Source organism: Bradyrhizobium sp. CCBAU 45384 (genome assembly GCF_028128665.1).
Classification (GTDB): domain Bacteria; phylum Pseudomonadota; class Alphaproteobacteria; order Rhizobiales; family Xanthobacteraceae; genus Bradyrhizobium; species Bradyrhizobium manausense.
In genome coordinates this window covers 95565-114579 of sequence record NZ_LBIZ01000104.1, presented here as the reverse complement: position 1 = coordinate 114579, position 19015 = coordinate 95565, and the positions used below count along the sequence as shown (strand labels likewise).

Genomic DNA, 19015 nt, shown 5'->3' with positions numbered 1-19015 from the left:
CGGGGCAGAACCCGTCACGCAGGTGCGGTTTGGGCCGCTTTCACATAGGCGTCGATAAGGGCCTTCTTGTCAGCGGGCGCGCTCGGCAACGGCGTCTTCAGCTGCGGGAAGTACTTGATGTGTCCTTGTGGGATCGCAACCGAAACAGGCTCGGGCGTCGAGTAGATCACCGGGTCATCGGTGAAATTGGGACCATCGACCTCGACCGTCATCGTGTACGTAAATTTGGTCTCCTGGACGTATTTGTCCGAGAACACCTCCCAGATGGCGTTGGTCACGTTCGCCTTCGTCACCACGATCTCCGGGTAGGTATCGTTGCCGATCTTCGGCGTGATCGTGACGCTTACGTTCGGCGGAAGCTTGAGCGGCGTAACCGCAAACCGCACGAACACATATCCGACTGCCGCAGCGGTGAGAATCGGTCCATGATCGGTGGTGAGCTCTTCGATCTCGGCTATGGCGGGATCGTGCGGGGCGATCGCCGGGGAAAGGTTCACCCGGGGGTCAAGTCCATCGAAGACAAGTTTGCGACGCAGTTTGACTTGGTCCTTCGGCCAACCTTGCACCGGGTTGTCCAGACGCAGGAAAGAATAGTTCACGAAATCGCTGCTGTTCTCGGCCTTCCAGATCGCCGGCGAAACAGGCCCTTTGGGGACGCTTTGTCCCTGAACATAGTGCTGGCCCTGGTTCAGCATCCGCAGATTGGGTTGCCCGTTCTCGACCGGACTGGAAAAGTCGGGATAACCGGCCTCGAGCTCAACAGCGACGAGCGGGTCCCGCAGGTCGGTACCATCCGGCAGCTTTTCGCCAAAGTTCACCGCGCAGGTGCCGACCACCTGAACTTTCTTGAAGAATTCGCCGATATCAATGACGAACAGGTACTTGTTGAGGTTGGCGCGCACCGCCGGCAGCAGGTCGTTGAGGTCTCCCGTCACTGCGGTTTCGACCGAGATGGTCTCGTCGAGGATCAGCGTCTGTTGGAAATGCACACCGCGTCGCTCATGATCAGACTTCAGTGACACCGCAGCACCGCCGAAGACTTCGCTGAACCAGCCGCGCCCCGACGTCGTGGCCTTGGAGTCGGCCTTGGACGGGTCCCAGTCGAAGATCTCCTGCTTGACCAGATCCATCGCGGTCTTCTTCATGGCGTCGACATTCTCGTTGACCCACTTTGCCGTGGAGGCATCGAGAACGGATCCGTTCTGGGTAATGTGCGTTGTGACACCTCCTGAGGTGAGACACGAGGACCAGGCCGCGCTGGCGGAAATTTCGTCGATGCCGAGGAAGCCGCCCGCCTGGACCGCGAAGGAGAACGAGTCATAGACCTTGTCGACGTCGACATTGACCTCGACCGTCACGGCGTTGACATAGAACGCCTCCTTGAGGACGTTGGTGACGGTGAATGGCGGCGAGGCGCCTGCCTTGAGCGCTGAGGCGATCTCACCCGCGGCGAACAGATTGCAGGAGATGAGAAACGTGCTTATGCCGTGTTGCTCGATGCTGCCCTTCTGGCTGTACTGAGCGGTCATCAGGATCTTGCCGCCGGTGACGCTGGGGTCTTGCACCGCGCACACCACGGTGCTGTTGGTGATGGGCACGATGCCCAGCCCGGGGTCGGGGTCACCCGATTGATGATTGAAAAAGCGACCCAACCGCGGGATCGGCGCGGGGTGCTCGCGGGTCTTGAGTTTGGCGATGACACCTTCGATCACGCTCGGCGGGATCGCGAAGGTGGTAGAGAACGTGCAAAAGCCACCGCCCATCTCGGTTGAGGCGCCGGCGAGCTCCTCGGGGGTTATGTTGGCTTCCTCCGAACCCAGACCTTTGAACAGAGTCATCTCGAAATCAAAGTCTTGCGGCGAGCTCTGCTTGCGCGCCAGGAAGACCTGGGCGGGCTGGAAGTAGTACTGGGTGGGCAACCCGGCTTGCCTCAGCTCGGGATTGTGCGCATCAGGATAGACCTGCACATCAAATCTCGTTCCTGTCTCATCGTTGACCGTGACCACAACGAAATCGGGGCCAAACAGCGGTCCGACGCCGGAAATAAAATCGGCCATATCAAGCTCCTATGAAATATGAGTCGACGAAAATAAGTGCGTGCGTGACGGCTCGGCATTTACTGCACGGCAATCCGGTCAGGCGCCGGTCGGTTGCGGCCAGGACAGATTGGGATAAGCGGCGAGCAGTCCGGCGTTACCGTCGTCACCCGATTGCTTGCACGCTGCTGCCCACAATTCGGTGACCGCGGTCGCTGGATCTCCGCTGCATTTGGCAATCAGCAGCGTCACCCGGTTGCGAAGGGCGGTCCCGGCCTTCCCGTCAGCGAGCTGGTCCTGGGCCTGCTTGCGGGCGTCATCCCACCACTGCTTGTCCAACGCGTCCTGGTCAGCGCCCTGGAGGCTGCCGGAAAAATTCGGCTCCGGAGGGACCCCCATGGCCATCGCGTCATAGGCCACGGTGTAGCACCATGACCGCATGGCCGCTCCGCGCTCTTCCGTCTGGAGGGCTTTGATCACCGCGAGCAGCATCTTCACCGGCTGGATGAACCAGCTGGTTGGCGACAGTTCGCCCTTGAGCGACTCGCCGAAAGCGGACGCAAGCTCGAACAGCGCGCCATATTGCTTGTCGACCACGGCGGCGACCCCGAATGCGCGCAGGATGCCTTTGGCTGCTGCCAGGTCGCGAATTGCACTCACCCCCTCGAGGACTTCGCTGAGCTCTTCGACTGTCGTCGGCGGTGGTGTGGGAGGATCGTCGGATGAGCCGGACAGCGGCTCTCCCGTAGTAACGTCCAGCGGATTGCCATTGACGTCGTTGAGGGTCATGGTTCCGTCGGTCTCGATATTGAGAACCGCGAAGTCAGGGAAGGTGACCATTGCCCTTCCGTCGGATTCGTCGACGCGGACGGTACCGTCAGGCCAGGATGTCGTGACCGAGCCGTCGTCGTTCTGAACGATAGATGCGCCGTCGCCATCGACGGGGCTAATGTGGGCGAGCTGCTCTCTGGTTGGCATGACTGATAACCTCTCTCGTATCGTCACTCCGCGTGTTGACCGTCCGGAATGTTAGGAGCGCCGGACATCAGTGCGTGTCGGCTAGCTCACACATGGCCCACTATTTCCAGTGTAATGAATGTCGGGCTGCAGCCGGTGATCAACATGCGTGCAGACTGCCATTATCGCTACCTTAGGTAGTCGTGAGAAAATCATCGAGGCGATCGCCGGCTCTGCCGGGAGTGGATCGAGAGTCTGCTGCGCGACAGCACCACAAGCCGGCCAAGACATTCGGCCTTGCGCGGTTTCAATTGAATACTCGGCGGCACCGCTGCCGCACGAGAGCTGATGAAGAGCATCGAGCTCTACGGGCGGAAGGTGGTGCCGATGGTCAGGGAGATGAGGGGGTAGTCTAGCTGTTCAAGACAGCCCGCCTGCGCCCTGTCGGGCTACGGCGGGGCAGCCTTCGCTCGCTTCGCGCCACGAGCACTTGTGCTGGCCTGCCCAGCCGTAGCTCGCGAAGCGAGCGAAGGCTGGTGGGGGAGGCAGGACTCGAACCTGCGAAGCCATGAGGCGGCTGATTTACAGTCAGCTCCCTTTGCCACTCGGGACACTCCCCCGCTCGACGGCAGCACAATCGGGCCGGACCTTGCCGGCGGACCGAAGACGGCCATGGAACGTGAAGGCCGCGACAGCCCGGATGGGGGCGCGACCGGGCGCGTTTATGGGCGAAGCGGTGGGGCAAAGTCAACCGAGGCGAACAGCTAAAATCGCCCTTGGAGCCACCCAAATTGCCATATTCCGGCGCCCGTGACACAAGCGAGCCCATGAAGGACAAAAAATTTGCTCCGAGGGGGCCCCGCGGCGGGGCTAAGCCCTTCAACAGAACAGGAAAATCGGCTGGCCGGCCGGCCTGGCGCGAACGCGATTCGCACCCCGACGGCCCCGTCATCCTCTATGGCTGGCACACCGTCACCATGGCGCTCGCCAACCCGCAACGGCGGATCCGCAAGCTGACGCTGACCGAGAACGCCGCGCGGCGCCTGGCCGATGAAAACATCGCGAGCCCGATCACGCCCGAGATCGTCCGTCCCCAGGAGATCGACCGCCTGCTCTCGCCCGACGCCGTGCATCAAGGGCTGCTCGCCGAGGCCGATCCCCTGCCCTCGCCCGACATCGAGACCTTGAAGCAGGAAGGCATGGTGCTGGTGCTCGACCAGATCACCGATCCGCACAATGTCGGCGCCATCCTGCGCTCGGCCGCGGCGTTCGCGGTGAAGGCGATCGTGACCACCGCGCGTCACAGTCCGGAAGCAACCGGCGTGCTGGCCAAGGCCGCCTCCGGCGCGCTGGAGCTGGTGCCCATGGTCACAGTGCAAAACCTCGCGCGCGCGCTGACCGCCCTGAACGAGCGCGGCTTCCAGACCGTCGGTCTCGACAGCGAGGGCAGCGAGGATCTCTCGGACGTGACGTTGCGCGAGCCGCTGGCCCTGGTGCTCGGCGCCGAAGGCAAGGGCCTCAGGCAATTGACGCGCGAGACCTGCAGCGTGGTGGCGCGGCTCGACATGCCCGGGGAGATCAAGAGCCTCAACGTCTCGAATGCCGCGGTGCTCTCGCTCTATGTCGGTGCTGTCAGGCTTGGCTTGATGAAGCGCCAGGCGCACATCCCGACGATGCCATAATACATCTGTTTTGCCCGACGGGACAAGTTTATTTCGGATTTTCTGAAAGATCGAGCTCGAGCAGCGCGCCCATGGGCGATGATCGCGCGTCGCGAGTTCGTTGCGTTTCAAGTGTTTGATTTCGCTGTCCCCGGCTACTGTGCATGGGGTTGTTTTGGAGACAAAGCAAAGCGCCCGTCCGCATTGAGCGAACGGGCGCTTGTTTGGCTCAGCCGGTCAGAGATCAGTAGTAGCGCCGCAGCACGCGATGGCCGCCATAGTACGGCTGATAGCGATGGGCGTAGCCATAGCGCGGGCCATAGCCGTAATGCGGGCGCGGCAGATAGCCGTAGCGCGGGCCGTAGCCGTAGCGATACGGACGGTAGTACGGGCGGCGATAGGGATAGGCAGCCGGCGCTTCGACGGCAGCCGCGCGATAGCCATAGCCGTAGCCATAATTGGCGGGGGCGACGACCGCGTCTTCCTGGTAGGTCGGATACGGCGCGAAGGCGCCCGGACCGGTGTAGGTCGGACCCTGGTTGACGTAGTAGTACTGCGAGGTCGGCGCGGCGAGGCGGTCATAGCCATAACCGTAGGCAGCGCCGTAGCCATAACCACCGCAACCGGTGTTGCAGCCGGAATAGACCGGCGCAACCGGCTGGCACGGGCTGAAGCCGCAGGCCATCGCGGGCGCAGCGCCCGCAAACATCACGGCAGCCGCCGCGACCAGTCCCGAAATCATCTGACGCATTACTCTCTCCTGTTGATTTCCGTCTTGTTGGATTCCGACGTTTCTTTAGCCCGGCGGCCTGCCGGGCATTCCTGTACGCGGCCGTGGCCGTGGTGGTCGCGGATAGTCGTTGATCTCGGGCGCCAGGATCACCGGCGGTGGGTTGACCGGCACATCCATTTGCGGCGGCAGCGGCGCGGACGATGCGCCCCAGCTCTGGTGGTAGCTCTCCGCCGGCTTCGGCAATTTGCGATTCGCCGGCGGCTCGACCTCGAGGCGGCCGTAGCCGGGCTGCAAGCCTAAGCTCGGATAATAATGGCCGACATCGGAGGGCTGCCGTTCCGGGACGTACACCCCGCCATAGATCGTGGGCTGCACCTGGACGTTCTTGCCAAGGCCCCAGACGCCTTCGACCACGGCGTAGGACGCATCGATGTTGTTGATGATGATGGGCACGCCGGGACGGCCCGGCACGACGAGATCGAAGCCGCCGCCGGCAAAGGCCGTCGCGGGCAGTCCGATCAGAAAGATTGCGAGCGCAGATGCGCGCATGGAAGAGCCCCGGTTATCCGGCCCGCAAACTATCCGATCGCGACGCAGAGAGGGTTAAGGACAGTTGACCAAATTCAGGTAAGCCTAACGCGTAAGGATCTCGCGCTGCTCAAATGCTGCGACGCGCACTAGCGAAGTGTTAACGGCGGCAGACCTTGTTCCATTCACTCACGTGCGTTTGACCGACGTTTGCGGAAAATCAGCCTGCTGCGTCGGAACGACCGCCGCGGCACGACATTTAGCTCCCCGTCAATTCGAAGGGAGACAACTAATGACGATCACGAAACTCCTCGGCGCGACGGCGATTGCAGCAACCATGGTGACCGGCTCCGCGATGGCGCAATCGGTCGTCACCAATCCCGAGCGCTGCTCGGTGCAATCCACTGATCCCTCCTGCCAGAATCTCGGACGCCACGGATATCGCCATCAGCGGGTGAGCTATCGACAGAGCAATGGCGACTGGAACAGGACTCACACCGGCTTCTGGCCGACCGACGTTGCGGGCGATGTCGCGGGCGCCGCGATCGGGACCGCCGGCGCGATTGCGACCGCCCCGTTCCGCGCCATGGACAACTCCTACGCCTACGATAATTCTTTCGACAATCGCGGCTGGGACACCCGCACCTATGCCCAGCGCAACGGGTTCGTCTGCACGCCCGGCACCTGGTTCAAGGGTGACGACGGCCGCCGGCATATCTGCCAGTAAGCCAAGCCGTTCAGGCAGCGGACAGGCGGCCCAGAGCCGCCTGTTTCGTGCCCGCGGGACCGCGCTCGGTTCTGGCACTTTCGGATCAAGTCTGGTATTGCCACGCGCGGGCGCGCAGCCCGGCGCATGCCGGCCCCCCGCCTGCCTTTCTCGAGGCGTCGCCGGCTTAGCTCAGCGGTAGAGCAGCGGTTTTGTAAACCGAAGGTCGGGGGTTCAATCCCCTCAGCCGGCACCGTTTGACTATTCCCTCACCTTCGCTAGTGTTCGTTTTAGCAGCCGAAGCCCGGGCGTTCTCCCGGAAATCACTGAGATATGAAGCTTTTTCTTTTCGCGCATTTTCGTCAACGTTCTTCGGCAGCCGCAAAACTCTGTTGGTAGGACTGTTGGTAGGACCTTTCGACGCCTAGGACGCTACCAACAGCTGTTCGGAAAATGCTTAGGGGAATTGTTCCATGCCGTTGACCGACCTAACCGTTCGCAGCGCAAAACCCAAGGGCAAAGCCTACAAGCTGTCCGACGCCGGCGGCCTTCACTTGCTGGTCGAAACCAATGGATCGCGACTATGGAGGCACGCGTATCGGGTCAATGGTCGGCAGAAGATGCTTTCGCTTGGACGATATCCGGACGTCAGCCTTGCGGCCGCGCGCGATGCGCGCGACGCAAACAAGCGGTTACTGGCGGCAGGAATTGATCCGTCTGAAAAACGCAAGGCGGAAAAGCAGGCCGCAGCCGTGGCGCATCTGACGACGTTCGACCGCATTGCTGACGATTGGCTCGACTATCAACGCAGTCTGAGCGGCGGGCTGGACGCGCCCAAAGACCAGCGCAAGCGGTCCCCGGAGACAATCGAAAAACAAAGCTGGCTGCTGTCGCTGGTAAGGCCCCAACTCGGGAAGCTGGATGCGCGGTCGTTGACGACGGTGCAGATCATCGGCGCGCTCGACCGCATAGGCGCCCGGGGTCAACGTGACACTGCCCACCGCTGCCGCGCGATCGTCAGCCGTGCGCTTGCCCGTGCAGCCAATCGCGGCGCTATCCCGGTCAACCCCCTTGGCGGCACCAAAAACGGCGACATTGCGATTAAGGGTGCGAAGGCTGTGCAGCACCATGCCAGCGTTACGGATGCGCGCGAAGGTGACCGCGACGGGGACGCGGCGCGGCGGTTTGGCAAGCTTCTCCGTGATGTGCGCGGCTACCATGGCGCTACCGAAACTCGCCTTGCGCTCGAATTGCTCGCACTGACTGCGCTGCGGCCGGGCGAACTGCGGCGCCTGCGCTGGACATGGATTGACGGCGACACCATCACCCTGCCCGCCGCAATCATCAAAATGCGCAAGAGCCACACCGTCTATCTCAGCCGGCAAGCGGTGACGTTGCTGCAAGAGCTTCGCCAACTGACCGGGTGGACGGCGGAAAACGGCGAACGTATTGCTGCCGGCGCTGATTTCCTTTTCCCCTGCCAGCAACCGCGCCGCACGGTCGGAAAGGACGGGCAGCCGGTCAAGCGGTCGCGGTACCGCACGCTATCGGAGAGCGCGATGAATTCGGCTCTGCGCCGGCTCGACTACGCGAACAGTGACCATGTGGGTCACGGCTTCCGCAGCGCGTTCTCGACATTGGCGAACGAAGCCCATGCCGCGCGAGCGGATGTGATCGAAACCGCGTTGAACCACATGGATGAGGATGCTGTCCGAGGCACGTACAACGATGCGGCGTATCACGAACAGCGGCGCCGACTGTCTCAGTGGTGGGCCGATTATTTGGACGACCTGCGCAGGTCTGGCGCCGTCTTATCGATCGCCGGCGCGCGTCGGTCGCGCGTGGCCAGCACCTGAAGCAGAGACATCCGCACTTGAGGTCCCGAAGGCGTCCGTGTCTTCGAAGACGAACTCACAGACTTCCGCGGCTTTGCTGTGGATAACTTCGATCTTCTTCTTGCAAAGATTTCGGGACAAGTGCCGGGCGCTTTCCCGGTTTCGGGTTGTCCGATCGGATTAGGCCCGATCTCCACATCCCGACATCCGCCCGTACCTCAATCAGTTCATCGGGTTGCTTCAAATAGCCCCATTAGACCAGTGATCCAGAAAACCCGAAACCGGGAAAGTTACCGGAAACCCGAAGACATTTGACGAACGCCATCGGCACGGCGAATTGTTGCGGCCATCGACGAACCTAAAAGACCGAAGGAGAAGGGTCACGCGATGAGCCGCAAACTGCCTCCCCACCTGCCAACGTCTCAACGATCTCGCGAAGACGATATGAAATTTCCAGACTTCGTGAAAATTTACAATGCGCCAGCGAACGTGTCTCCCGGTCGCTTCTGCGAAATCGCAGGTATCGGCACAACGAAGTACTACAGACTGATTGCAGAAGGGGTGATCCGCGCTCGCAAGGCAGGTCGGTCCACGGTCACGCCGGTAGAAGACTTGTTCCGCTATTGCCGCGGCGATCAGGCCGCCGATTAGCCGTCTTTGCGCCGGCGTTAGCACGCCGCCGGCGCCCTGCTGTCGCGCGGACGTACCGCGGCAGCACCGGCGGCGCGCTGTGATCCCTCGCGGCGCGCCGCCAAACCCTTTCCTTGAGTTCGAGGTCTGCCCTATGGCGCAGGTCTACCATGTTCAACCGAGGTGCATCGACAATGCCTGACGTCATCGTCTTTCCATTGGTTCTTCGATCGCCCGACGCGCGGCCTAAGGCAGGGGCTTCCGAGGTTCTGCCTTTCCCATACAGCCGGCAACGCCATCTAGTTGAACGTCACGCGCGCGCGATGCGCGCGATGACGCCCGCCGAGGCAAGCGACTATCTTGCCAACGTCTTGGAGCGGGTCTGTGAAGACGTGGAGAAACTCGGCATCTCCTGCTGCGACGCCGACGACGTGTTCATGGACTTCGCCAGCGCCATCGGCCGCGAACTGCACGGGCCCGATTTTCGTATCCCGATTGACGGTTCGAAATGATGCCGCGCCCCCAGGTCAAAGAAGTATCCGACGCTGTGATGCAATCTCAGAACAGCGGATTAAAGAGGGCATCAACGGTCGATTACGAATTCTTGGGCGACCCCTCGATTGTCCAGCGCAAGGAGTGGGTCGTTCCCGGCCTCTGCGGCATCGGAGAGGTCGTCGTAATCCATGCCGAAACGAAGATCGGCAAAACACAGTTCGCCACACACCTCAGCCTCTGCGTAGCAACCGGAACCGATTTTTTTCGACGGAAGGTCCGTCAAGGCGCAGTGCTTTACCTCGCCCTCGAAAAAGGTCGCATTACGAAGAAGCGGTTTCGGGCCTCGCAGAAACTACAAGGCAACATTCGGCCTCCGATTGCCGTATCGACAACGCCGGTCAACCTGACCCTCGCAAAGGACGCGAGTGCAGTGATCGCGACGATGCGCGAGATTTCATCTAAGGCCGGAGGCGGCAGCCTAATCGTGATCGACACGTTGAACCGCTGTGCGGGCGGCATCGACGAAAACGCCGCCGGCCCGATGGGCGCCATGATGAATGAACTGACCCGCATCGCGGAGGAAGCTCAAGTTGCGGTGCTGGTTCTTCATCACAACACTGAAGGTCGGGGAAAGGCACGAGGTAGCACTACGATCACCGCCAGTGCCGACGTCGTCATCTCCATCCAGAAAGAGGCGGATGAAGTTCGGACGGCAGAAGTCACTCTCGCGAACGACGCTCCCGACGGCCAAACATTTAGATTTCGAATGCCTGTAGTCGAAGTCACGCCGGCGACCGAAGATGCGGATGCGGAGTTCTCGGTCTTCATCGAGCCTATCTATGAGGAAGGCGGTGCGGAGCGCGGCGACGCGCCGAAGGGCGCGCACGCCGCTACATCGAAGGCCGACTTGCAGCGGGCGGAAAGAGTGTTCGCACTCTTCCAATCGATCGCGGCTGGCGGTCGGATCGATCGGGCGACCCTTCTCACTGAAGCGCGAGAGCAAGAGATCGTCACGCCTCTCAATCCATCTTCCAGTTCCGAAATGCTTCGACGTTGCTTAGTGGAACTGAAGCGGCAAGCACGGTTGGATTTCACCTCTAAGGAGGTCTGGACCCAACCAGAGCCGTCCCCAACCCCAACGGCCCAATCCTCTCTTAAGAGAGAGGATTTGTTGGGGGACAGTCATTGGGCCCAACCATGACGCTGTTGGGGTTGTATTGGGCTTCATTGGGCCTGTTGGGGTCATTGGGCCTTTCGATGCCCAATAGAAACGCTGTTGGGCTTCGGCCTCTGACATCGCGCCAAGCGCCGGACGCGCCTTCGGGCGCGTCGGCGACGGGCAGTCTCCCGGAAAGCCGGGGCTGACATGACCGGCGGCGTCGAACTGTTTCGGCTCTACCAGCGAAAGACCTCAGACGGGGACGCCGCCTTCTTCGGCTCACTTGGCGACGCATTAGTCAGCGTCACTCGCGATCGAAACCGCCGCGATGTCTGGATTGTCACTCTGCACAACCCCTCACAAGACCGAAGCGGCTGCACGTTGGCGCCGGCGCGCCTGACGGCGCGACCGGCAGATCACGGTGATCTTGACCAAGGCGACTTCGACGAAGGCGGTGACGACGGCATGGACGACCTGCCGGCCGACCTTTTGGAAACATTAAAAGGTGAATGATGAAGGACGATCAAATGGATTGGGACACCGACGAATGGCCGCAACCCGCGCCGATCGCACCGTCACTCCGTGGCGCGCCGCAGCCGGCGATCCCGTCGACACCGATCCAGACAAACGACGACGTCGCGGACAACCGGGATCAGCGGCATGAAGCCGAGTAGCGCCGCAAAGCCGCTGGTAGCCTCGCTGATGCGCGCGCCGATCGACCGCACATTGCCGATGTCTGCTTCTGCGAACGCACTGACGGCCGCGGCTGCCGAGCCTACCCCCCTCCCCCTCATCAAAGGAACGTACACCGAGGGTCGATCAGATGCGGCCCAAGCGGCCCCGGTTTTCGAGCATATTCCCGGCGGTCAATTTCCCGGTTTCCTTACGGGGCGCCGTCGCCACGACAATTGCGGGAGCACTCCCGGTGATTGACACTGCCAGCATCGCAGCCACTGTTCAGGCGCTGCGCGCGGTCGCCGATCAGCTGGAAGAAGCGCCGTTGGGCGCGATGCGCCGGATGCGGCTGAAGGATGCCGCGTATGTTGCCGGGGTTAGCGAAGCGCAGATGCGCAAACGTTGCGAGGATAACCGGTTTGGGATCGAACCCGGCGGCTACGGTTTCAAGAACGGCGCCCGCTGGGAAGTCGTGATCGCCCCCTTCGTCGACACCCTGCCCGTATCCGCATTGCGTCGTGTCAACAGCGTAAATCGCGCGCGGATGCGCGAATGAGGTAGCGAAACGCGCGCCGACGCGCGCGCGGTGCGTTGCCGCGATCGGCGCTCTCAGCGATCCTCCGAAGAAATTTGAGAGGACCGCAATGAGCGAAACACGAACCTTCACCAATTCTGACCTTCGGACGGCGGTGTCCGTCGCGCTGAAAAGAGACCGCGCCCGGATCGGAGCAATCTTGGCCGCGCCGGAAGCAGCAGGCCGCGAAAGTCTGGCGCGGACGCTGGCGACCACGACCGATATGTCGGTCGAGCAAGTCAAGGCGGCGCTTGCTGCCGCGCCGGCCGCGGACGCCGCCGCGCTGCCGCCTACATCCAGCGTCACCGCAGCGAGCGCGGATGACACTGCGGCGCTGTGGGATCAGGCTCTGTCGGCTCGCGGCTTTCCTATGCAGAAAGCGAACACGGCGACGGACAGTTCTGCTCTGTGGGACGCGTCCCTGAAGTCGCGCGGGATGCAAGTCGGCTAAGGGGGCACTGATGCGAAATCCATTCCGGAAACCATCCGAAGCTGATAAGCGCACCGCCGCTTTGCGGGCGGACCTTGAGGCCGCCCGCGCCAAACTGGCCGAAATCGATGCCGGCAAAGCGGCCGCGCGGGTTGACAGCGTCGCCTTTGCGAAGTGGAGCACCGAGCGCAACGCGGCCGCCCTTGAAGTCGATCGTCGGGCTGGTTTGTTTGAGACCCACGAAACAGAAGCGGACGCTGCGCGGAGGGCCGAAGCGGACGCAGCGGTCCGCCGAGAAATTGCAGCAGCCCGAAAAGCCGCAAACGATCTGGCGGCGCGCATCAGGACGGACGGGCAACGGATCGCCGCCGAATTGTTGCAACTGGCGAAGGAAGCCGCGCAACAGGCCCTTGATGCCAAGCGGCTGAACGAAACCCTGCCCGACGGTGAAGCGCCGATCCCGGCCGCCGACATTCTGGCCCGGGACCTTGGTCCAGAGGATCGCAAGGACTTGCGTTCGCGGACGACGGAACTCTGGGTCGTCGCCGACGACGGGCGGATAGTTGGCGATCAGGCGGCGGTCGCTACCAACGACGGTGTGACCGGTAGCCTCCACGTCGCCGGCGCAAGCATCCGTTGGCGCTGCGTGCGGAGGAAATTCAGGGAGGTCGAATTCCACCCCCGGACGCTTCCCGATTGGCCCGGCGATTTTTTCAGCTTGATCCGCCTTCCGCGTCTCGACGGCCCGGGTCTCGCATTCGACGGTGCGCTTATGACGCCGGAAACCGTCGCCACTCTCGACGTCGCCGCAGCGACCGCGCCGCGGAAGAGGCCGCCGCGGCCGACGCAGGTCGAACTCATTCCGGCTGATCGCCCCTGGCCGCCGAAAGCCGCCCTGCCCGGTGAAGCCGACCGGAACGCCGCCGCGTGATTTTATTCGGCGCTCTGTTGGTCTTTGCTTGCCAGCAGAGCGTCGTGGTGCCGCGCCTCCTTGCATCGGCAGGCGCGTCAATGGCCGCGGGCCGCGAGGCCCGCGGCCTCCCCATTCTGGCGAAGCCCGCCGAGGCGTTGCTTCATTCTGTTAGGCAACTATCCACATTGTTCGAACGTCGTTCTTGATCGGATAGTGAACTTGCGATTGTCTGCCGCCAACTTAGAACTTTCATTGGCGGACGCCCGGGTCTGGTTTGAATGCTTGATCCGCAGATGACCTGACAAATGCGGCAAGCGTACTACAGTTCACGAGTAACCGAATTTCTTTGTTCGCCAGTTTCTCAGATTTTGGGTATCCTCACCCAAAGTCACCGGCACGAACTCACCATCCAACAAAAAAACGCTTGGCTGGACCAATTAGCGCTACTTCAGCGTGAACTTCGCCCTATGAAGGGGGCGTGGCTTGCCCTTGAATTTTCAATTCCCCGCATGGGCCGCCGGGTAGATGCAATCCTGATTGAAGGCGCCACAGTTTTTGTGATTGAGTTCAAGGTTGGATCTACAAATTTCGACGCATCTGCGATTGACCAAGTCACGGATTACGCGCTGGACCTGAAAAATTTCCACGCCGGTAGCCACGAGAAGTGTATTGTTCCCGTCGTCATCGCTACGAAGGCGATTGGCACCCGAAAAGACGTCCGATGGTCTTCGGACTGGGTTGCGGCCCCCTTGTTGTCGAACGGCAGTGACTTGGGAGCGATGCTATCGGAGGTCCTGCGGAGTGCCCCGGCAAATCATCCGATCCACCCAGACACCTGGCTTGCCAGTGGCTATCGGCCGACCCCGACTATCGTGGAAGCCGCCCAAGCGCTTTACCGGGGGCATAGGGTTGAGGAAATAAGCCGGTCTGATGCCGGTGCAAAAAACCTAGGTGAGACGACAGCCTGTCTTGAAGAAATCATCGATGCAGCCAAGGCGGCCAAACGAAAGGCGATCTGCTTCGTAACGGGCGTACCTGGCGCCGGTAAAACACTGGCCGGCCTCAACCTCGTGACCCATCGCGCCAGAATTCGAGAAGAAGAACATGCAGTATTCCTCTCGGGTAACGGACCGCTAGTCGACGTCTTGCGAGAAGCTCTCGCTCGCGACGAACTGGCCCAAGCCAAAGACTTGGGTCTTCCCTTGAAGAAGGGTGACGCGACGCGCAAGGTGAAAGCTTTCATACAAAACATTCATCACTTCCGAGACGCCAGCCTACTTTCAGCGGATGCACCGGTCGAACACGTGACCGTGTTCGACGAAGCCCAACGCGCTTGGAATGCGCAGCAGACAGCGAAGTTTATGGCTCAAAAGCGAGGCATAAGTGACTTCGCGATGTCAGAGCCGGAGTTCCTAATCAGCATCATGGATCGGCACCGCGAATGGTGCACCGTTGTATGTCTGGTGGGTGGTGGACAGGAAATCAATGCGGGCGAAGCTGGGTTGAAGGAGTGGTTCGACGCCTTGCGCCGAAGATTTCCGGGCTGGCTGATTTATACCTCGCCCCAACTGAAACACCGCGATTACCATCGTGGGGAAGACCTTACCGCAATGCTGGAAGGTCTTGAATTCCACATGAAGCCGGCGTTGCATTTGGCAGTTTCTGTTCGGTCATTTCGTGCAGAGATGCTTTCGGAATTCGTGAGCGCGCTTATCGCCGGCGATATTAAGTTGGCCCGCGAACATTATGCGAAGATCAAATCAGCCTATCCGATCGCGTTGACCCGCGACCTTCAATCGGCAAAGGCGTGGCTTCGAAACCGCGCGCGTGGGTCGGAGCGCTTCGGATTGGTTGCATCCTCCGGCGCGCACCGGCTTAAACCGGACGGACTGAACGTTTCCCAGCAGTTAGATGCACCTTCTTGGTTTCTGAACGGAAAACAGGACGTTCGGTCATCTTACTATTTAGAAGACCCCGCCACCGAATTTGACGTTCAAGGGCTTGAACTGGACTGGGTCGGTGTTTGCTGGGAGGGCGACCTGCGCCGCGCAGGCGGCCGATGGGCGCATCAAAGATTTCGAGGAACGAGCTGGCAAAACGTGAACAGCGAGACGGACCAGATGTACCTCGAGAATGCCTACCGGGTCCTACTTACGCGCGCCCGCCAAGGGATGGTTATCTATCTACCCGAGGGGGGTGACCCAGCTGATCCTACACGGCCCGCCCATCACTATGACGGCACCTTTCAATACCTACTAGATTGCGGATTAACTGCATGCGAACCCTGAGAGACCGGCCGCTTGCGACGGCATTACTCCGGTTGGGCGGAAGAAGATGATCACTCTGGAAACGTTGTCGGCGGTGGACGTCAGCCGGAAGGTCGCGGATTGCCTTTACTTCGCGAGATGGCGATCAAGAAGTCGGCCGCACTTGCCTCAGATCGACGTAACAGCCGAATATCTTTTGAAATTGCTTCGACGTCAAAATTTCCGCTGTGCGTTGACAGGCGTTCCGCTCACTAAGAGCGGGCCACAGAGCGCGACGATTGATCGGATCGTTGGTGCCCGCGGATATTGCAAGCGAAACGTCCGATGGGTTGCGAAGTTTGCGAACAACGCCAAGGGCAGCATGTCCGATCCCGAGTTCGCGAATTGGTGGGAAAGCTTCATCTTGGCCATCCGCCGCCGAAAGATCGGGTAGCTTCAGTGTGCGCCGACGAGAAAGGGAAACGGTCGGCCAAGTGGCCGGCTGGTACTTCATTACCATCGGCCCTCTCGACCACTTTTTTCACAATAAACCTTGCGCGCGCTGAATAAATGTGGGATACGAACCGGGCCGGGCTGAAGCGCGGCATAAAATCCACATTTAATGGAGGCCAGCTATGGTCACTGAAGCGAAGACGCCCCGGGGCGAGCGATTGATTACTCTCCGGGAGGCTAAGGGTTTGAGCCGGAAAGAGGCAGCCGAACAAGCCAAGATCCACTACAACACCCTCCACGCCTACGAGATGCGTGACGACGTCAACCCGGAACTGAAGAACATCCGCGCGCTCGCGAAACTGTATGACACGAGTGTGGAGTTCATTCTCGAAGGCGTGGCGGCCCCGACTGCGACCAATGCCAATCCGTCGACCACCACTTCGGGGCAGTCGACCGCCGCCTCGGGGCAGGCGACCGTCACTGAGCGACTGACGAAGGCCCGCCACGAGTACATTCGCGCGCTCGCGGAGGCCAATGCGGTGACCGACGACAAAGTTCACATCACCGTGGTGCTGAACCCCCTGTCGGCTCAGATTGCTCGTTGTGCGTAGCGCACCCGGTGGCTCGGGCTAGGCCACAGCCGCGCGATGGCGCGACTGTGGCCTTTTGCGGCGCTGAGGCGGCGAACCACGCCTTCCGCGCCCCCGCCCTTCCGCTTCGCGATCAGCTTCCTCCGTTGCGCCGGCCTAAGGTCGCGGCGGATCAGGTTTCGGCATCTTGCGAACTTTCCCGTCTTTGGCGACGCGCTGCTCAACTGCGACACATGTCGAAGTTGCCCTTTTGCGCGCGCGGTTAACGGTCCTGTCGGCGACGCCAAGTTCCGCGGTAATCGCCCGGTCAGACTTGTCCGGGTTCGCGGCAATGGCTGCTGCGGCGCGCTCTGCTGCCGGCACGTAAGGCGCGCCGCAGCCGCAGTACCCGCTCCCCTCCCGCCATTTGTTCGCCGCACTCTATTCATTTTCGGTTCACTGGGGCGGTGTTGATCTGGGGTGGGGCTACATGAGCGGAGAGTAGTTATGCGTAAATCTGCTTTGCTCTTCTTGGTGATCATTGCTGGCTCGCCGTCAGCCAATGCGAGCGAATACGGCGACTGCAAGACACGAGCGCTGATCGCGGCCGGCGCCGCGCTGGCCGCCGAAAACATGCCGGCTTACCTCAAAGCGATCGACCAGCAATCGGCGTGCAATGAGCTCATTGCGAAGCTGCCTCCGGATGAAGCCCGCAAGGTGCTCAAGTTCAACAGTGACATGGACGATCTGCATCGCCGTGCGCTGCACAACCCGGCGATGCTCTAACAAAGTCAAGGAGAACTCAGATGATGGATCGTGCGACGATTGCCGCGATCGTTCTTTGCTTCCTTTCGGGTGCGGCACAGCCTCAGAACGCACCGAACGCGCCGCAATACCAACTCGGAACGACGAACAACGTGAATTCCTCGTTCCTTCCGAGCGGCACAACGACTGGCACAGCGTTGAACGGCAATTCGCAGATTTCGATACCTGTGCCGGGCACCAACAATTACGGGTTTGGTCAGAACGCCTCTACCTCACCTACCCCGCATCAGCCAGGGAGCATGGGCGGTGTCGTGGGCTTCGGCCGCACCTTCTGATCAGCAGAGGCTGCCCGCGCCCGGCAAGACCCCCAAGATCGCGCCCTCTGGACGGGGTTCGCATCGATTGAGTGCGACTTTAAAAAACGAACGACATGCTAGCGCGGTCTTCCTGTCGCCACACCAAGCGACAATCGAACGACGTCCGAAATTCGTCAGGCCCCGAGGACGGAGAGGTTCAGCATCTTGCAGGGCGTGATCGTCGGTTTGCCTGGTAGGGAAAGCATCACAGTTTGTTCGAGCGCCTTGCGTGTGACGCGTCGCCGCTCAACACCGGTTCATGCGAGAGACACTTTCCGAGACCTCAAGATTTGCAGCATCAGAAGGGGTGGTCGTCGACCAAAAGGGACGGCGACCCCTCGCCGCGAAGAACGTCGGTAGGCGAGACGATGATGGGCTTCGCGGCTACGTCCATCATCCGCATCGTGTCGGCCGGTGCAAGGATCTTCGTGCATTAGTATTACTGAGGCCGCTTAACAACCCGGCCTCTTCGTGGGTGACAAGGCGAGACGATTTCCTTAACGCCTTGCGCGGCCGTGTCAGCGCGTCCCAAACGCCCTTGTCCAGTGACTTCGCAGCGATGCGGGCCAGATCGGGCCTAACGCCGTGGCGCGGGTCGCGTCGCGTTGGATCGATCGTAGGGGCTTGCCGCTCTTGGCGGCCGTGTCAGACGCGAAAGCGGTCGTTCAACATGTGCGCAGTGCGGTGTTATGCGTGCGGCCATCGAAGAGCAGACGATCGCTGAGCAAGGCCCCTTTAGAGCGCGGCAAATACGGCCCTTTGGTGCGCCGTCCTTACTCTGCCCAAAAGCCGCGGCTTCCTCAAATCGACGGTCTGATGGGCGGGCGATATACGCACGCTGTCCGCACCTTTTTGATTGCGGTACGGCATTCACCGCACCCGAGTGCTGGCGCCGCATCAGCCTGCCGACTTAGGCGCACCATGGAAGAAGCGTACGCGCAAGCCGTCGTGATCCGCCGGGACGTCACGCCCCACGCACGGCGGGGCAAATGGGACGCGCTGCTTCGGTACGATCGCATTCCGCTGCTGGATAACAGAATGTAGGCGAATTGGCGCGGCGACGAAGGCCGCGCCGATCACAGCGGCCTTAATGGTCGAGCGATACGGACGCAACTTCGTCGAAGCCGTTACAGATCAGCACGTCCGTCCTCTTTTCGCCGATCGGCCAGCTGACCCATACCTCGATAAGATCGTCGGCCGAACGCCCCGGGACAAGCACCTTGATCCCGAAGTTGTTGAAGCCGCGCACTAATTCAACCGGGATAGACATCCATCAATCTCCTTTATTCAGAAT

At 61.1% G+C, this 19015-nt stretch carries 21 protein-coding genes and 2 tRNA genes; 17 read left to right on the top strand and 6 right to left on the bottom strand.

Translation table 11 applies throughout. From position 1 onward, the window contains the following. Positions 1-14: 14 nt before the first annotated feature. The 3 genes from XH80_RS15415 to XH80_RS15405 all read right to left on the bottom strand — a co-directional run bounded on the left by XH80_RS15415 (position 15) and on the right by XH80_RS15405 (position 3613). Positions 15-2057 carry a hypothetical protein gene (locus tag XH80_RS15415; RefSeq protein WP_271599288.1) on the bottom strand — a complete coding sequence of 681 codons (2043 nt, stop codon included), beginning with the start codon at positions 2055-2057 and terminating at the stop codon, positions 15-17. Between the two features lie 78 nt (positions 2058-2135). After that, on the bottom strand, positions 2136-3014 hold the full coding sequence (locus XH80_RS15410) for a hypothetical protein (protein ID WP_271599287.1): 879 nt from the start codon (positions 3012-3014) through the stop codon (positions 2136-2138). A gap of 513 nt (positions 3015-3527) precedes the next feature. Further along, positions 3528-3613: transfer RNA gene (locus XH80_RS15405), tRNA-Tyr, on the bottom strand. Positions 3614-3820: 207 nt separating this feature from the next. On the opposite strand from XH80_RS15405, the gene rlmB reads away from it, so the two are divergent. Continuing rightward, complete coding sequence (gene rlmB, locus XH80_RS15400) at positions 3821-4675, top strand: 23S rRNA (guanosine(2251)-2'-O)-methyltransferase RlmB (RefSeq protein ID WP_271599286.1); 855 nt, start codon at positions 3821-3823, stop codon at positions 4673-4675. A gap of 223 nt (positions 4676-4898) precedes the next feature. On the opposite strand, the gene XH80_RS15395 is transcribed toward rlmB, so the two are convergent. Both XH80_RS15395 and XH80_RS15390 read right to left on the bottom strand, forming a co-directional pair. Next, on the bottom strand, positions 4899-5405 hold the full coding sequence (locus XH80_RS15395; protein WP_271599285.1) for a hypothetical protein: 507 nt from the start codon (positions 5403-5405) through the stop codon (positions 4899-4901). Positions 5406-5450: 45 nt separating this feature from the next. After that, on the bottom strand, positions 5451-5936 hold the full coding sequence (locus XH80_RS15390) for a hypothetical protein (RefSeq protein ID WP_057745830.1): 486 nt from the start codon (positions 5934-5936) through the stop codon (positions 5451-5453). Between the two features lie 271 nt (positions 5937-6207). Here XH80_RS15390 and XH80_RS15385 point away from each other — a divergent pair, with 271 nt between their 5' ends. From XH80_RS15385 to XH80_RS15310, 16 genes are all read left to right on the top strand, one after another. After that, entirely contained in the window at positions 6208-6642 is a 435-nt protein-coding gene (locus XH80_RS15385; RefSeq protein ID WP_271599284.1) for a hypothetical protein, read from the top strand. A gap of 160 nt (positions 6643-6802) precedes the next feature. Continuing rightward, positions 6803-6874, top strand: a tRNA-Thr gene (locus XH80_RS15380). Between the two features lie 220 nt (positions 6875-7094). After that, entirely contained in the window at positions 7095-8477 is a 1383-nt protein-coding gene (locus tag XH80_RS15375) for a tyrosine-type recombinase/integrase (RefSeq protein WP_271599283.1), read from the top strand. A gap of 366 nt (positions 8478-8843) precedes the next feature. Next, positions 8844-9107 carry a hypothetical protein gene (locus XH80_RS15370; protein WP_271599282.1) on the top strand — a complete coding sequence of 88 codons (264 nt, stop codon included), beginning with the start codon at positions 8844-8846 and terminating at the stop codon, positions 9105-9107. Positions 9108-9280: 173 nt separating this feature from the next. Next, entirely contained in the window at positions 9281-9598 is a 318-nt protein-coding gene (locus XH80_RS15365; protein ID WP_271599281.1) for a DUF6074 family protein, read from the top strand. After that, a complete protein-coding gene (locus tag XH80_RS15360; protein ID WP_271599280.1) occupies positions 9595-10782 on the top strand; it encodes an AAA family ATPase in 1188 nt (395 codons plus the stop codon). The genes XH80_RS15365 and XH80_RS15360 overlap by 4 nt, the downstream gene beginning before the upstream one ends. Positions 10783-10947: 165 nt before the next feature. Continuing rightward, on the top strand, positions 10948-11253 hold the full coding sequence (locus XH80_RS15355) for a hypothetical protein (protein WP_271599279.1): 306 nt from the start codon (positions 10948-10950) through the stop codon (positions 11251-11253). Further along, positions 11253-11414: a hypothetical protein gene (locus tag XH80_RS15350; protein ID WP_271599278.1), complete on the top strand. Its 162-nt coding sequence runs from the start codon at positions 11253-11255 to the stop codon at positions 11412-11414. The genes XH80_RS15355 and XH80_RS15350 overlap by 1 nt, the downstream gene beginning before the upstream one ends. Before the next feature lie 251 nt (positions 11415-11665). Next, positions 11666-11971: a hypothetical protein gene (locus tag XH80_RS15345; RefSeq protein WP_271599277.1), complete on the top strand. Its 306-nt coding sequence runs from the start codon at positions 11666-11668 to the stop codon at positions 11969-11971. 88 nt (positions 11972-12059) lie between these two features. Next, positions 12060-12440, top strand: a complete 381-nt coding sequence (locus tag XH80_RS15340) for a hypothetical protein (protein ID WP_271599276.1) — start codon at positions 12060-12062, stop codon at positions 12438-12440. Positions 12441-12450: 10 nt separating this feature from the next. Continuing rightward, on the top strand, positions 12451-13350 hold the full coding sequence (locus XH80_RS15335) for a hypothetical protein (protein WP_271599275.1): 900 nt from the start codon (positions 12451-12453) through the stop codon (positions 13348-13350). A gap of 287 nt (positions 13351-13637) precedes the next feature. Beyond that, positions 13638-15620: a DUF2075 domain-containing protein gene (locus XH80_RS15330; RefSeq protein ID WP_271599274.1), complete on the top strand. Its 1983-nt coding sequence runs from the start codon at positions 13638-13640 to the stop codon at positions 15618-15620. Between the two features lie 46 nt (positions 15621-15666). Further along, entirely contained in the window at positions 15667-16032 is a 366-nt protein-coding gene (locus XH80_RS15325; protein WP_271599273.1) for a hypothetical protein, read from the top strand. A gap of 181 nt (positions 16033-16213) precedes the next feature. Further along, positions 16214-16642, top strand: coding sequence for a helix-turn-helix domain-containing protein (locus XH80_RS15320; protein WP_271599272.1), 429 nt, complete (start codon positions 16214-16216; stop codon positions 16640-16642). Between the two features lie 465 nt (positions 16643-17107). After that, positions 17108-17386, top strand: coding sequence for a hypothetical protein (locus XH80_RS15315; RefSeq protein WP_271599271.1), 279 nt, complete (start codon positions 17108-17110; stop codon positions 17384-17386). 20 nt (positions 17387-17406) lie between these two features. Next, positions 17407-17700 carry a hypothetical protein gene (locus XH80_RS15310; RefSeq protein ID WP_271599270.1) on the top strand — a complete coding sequence of 98 codons (294 nt, stop codon included), beginning with the start codon at positions 17407-17409 and terminating at the stop codon, positions 17698-17700. A gap of 1108 nt (positions 17701-18808) precedes the next feature. Here XH80_RS15310 and XH80_RS15305 read toward each other — a convergent pair. After that, positions 18809-18991 carry a hypothetical protein gene (locus XH80_RS15305; RefSeq protein WP_271599269.1) on the bottom strand — a complete coding sequence of 61 codons (183 nt, stop codon included), beginning with the start codon at positions 18989-18991 and terminating at the stop codon, positions 18809-18811. Positions 18992-19015: the final 24 nt, after the last annotated feature.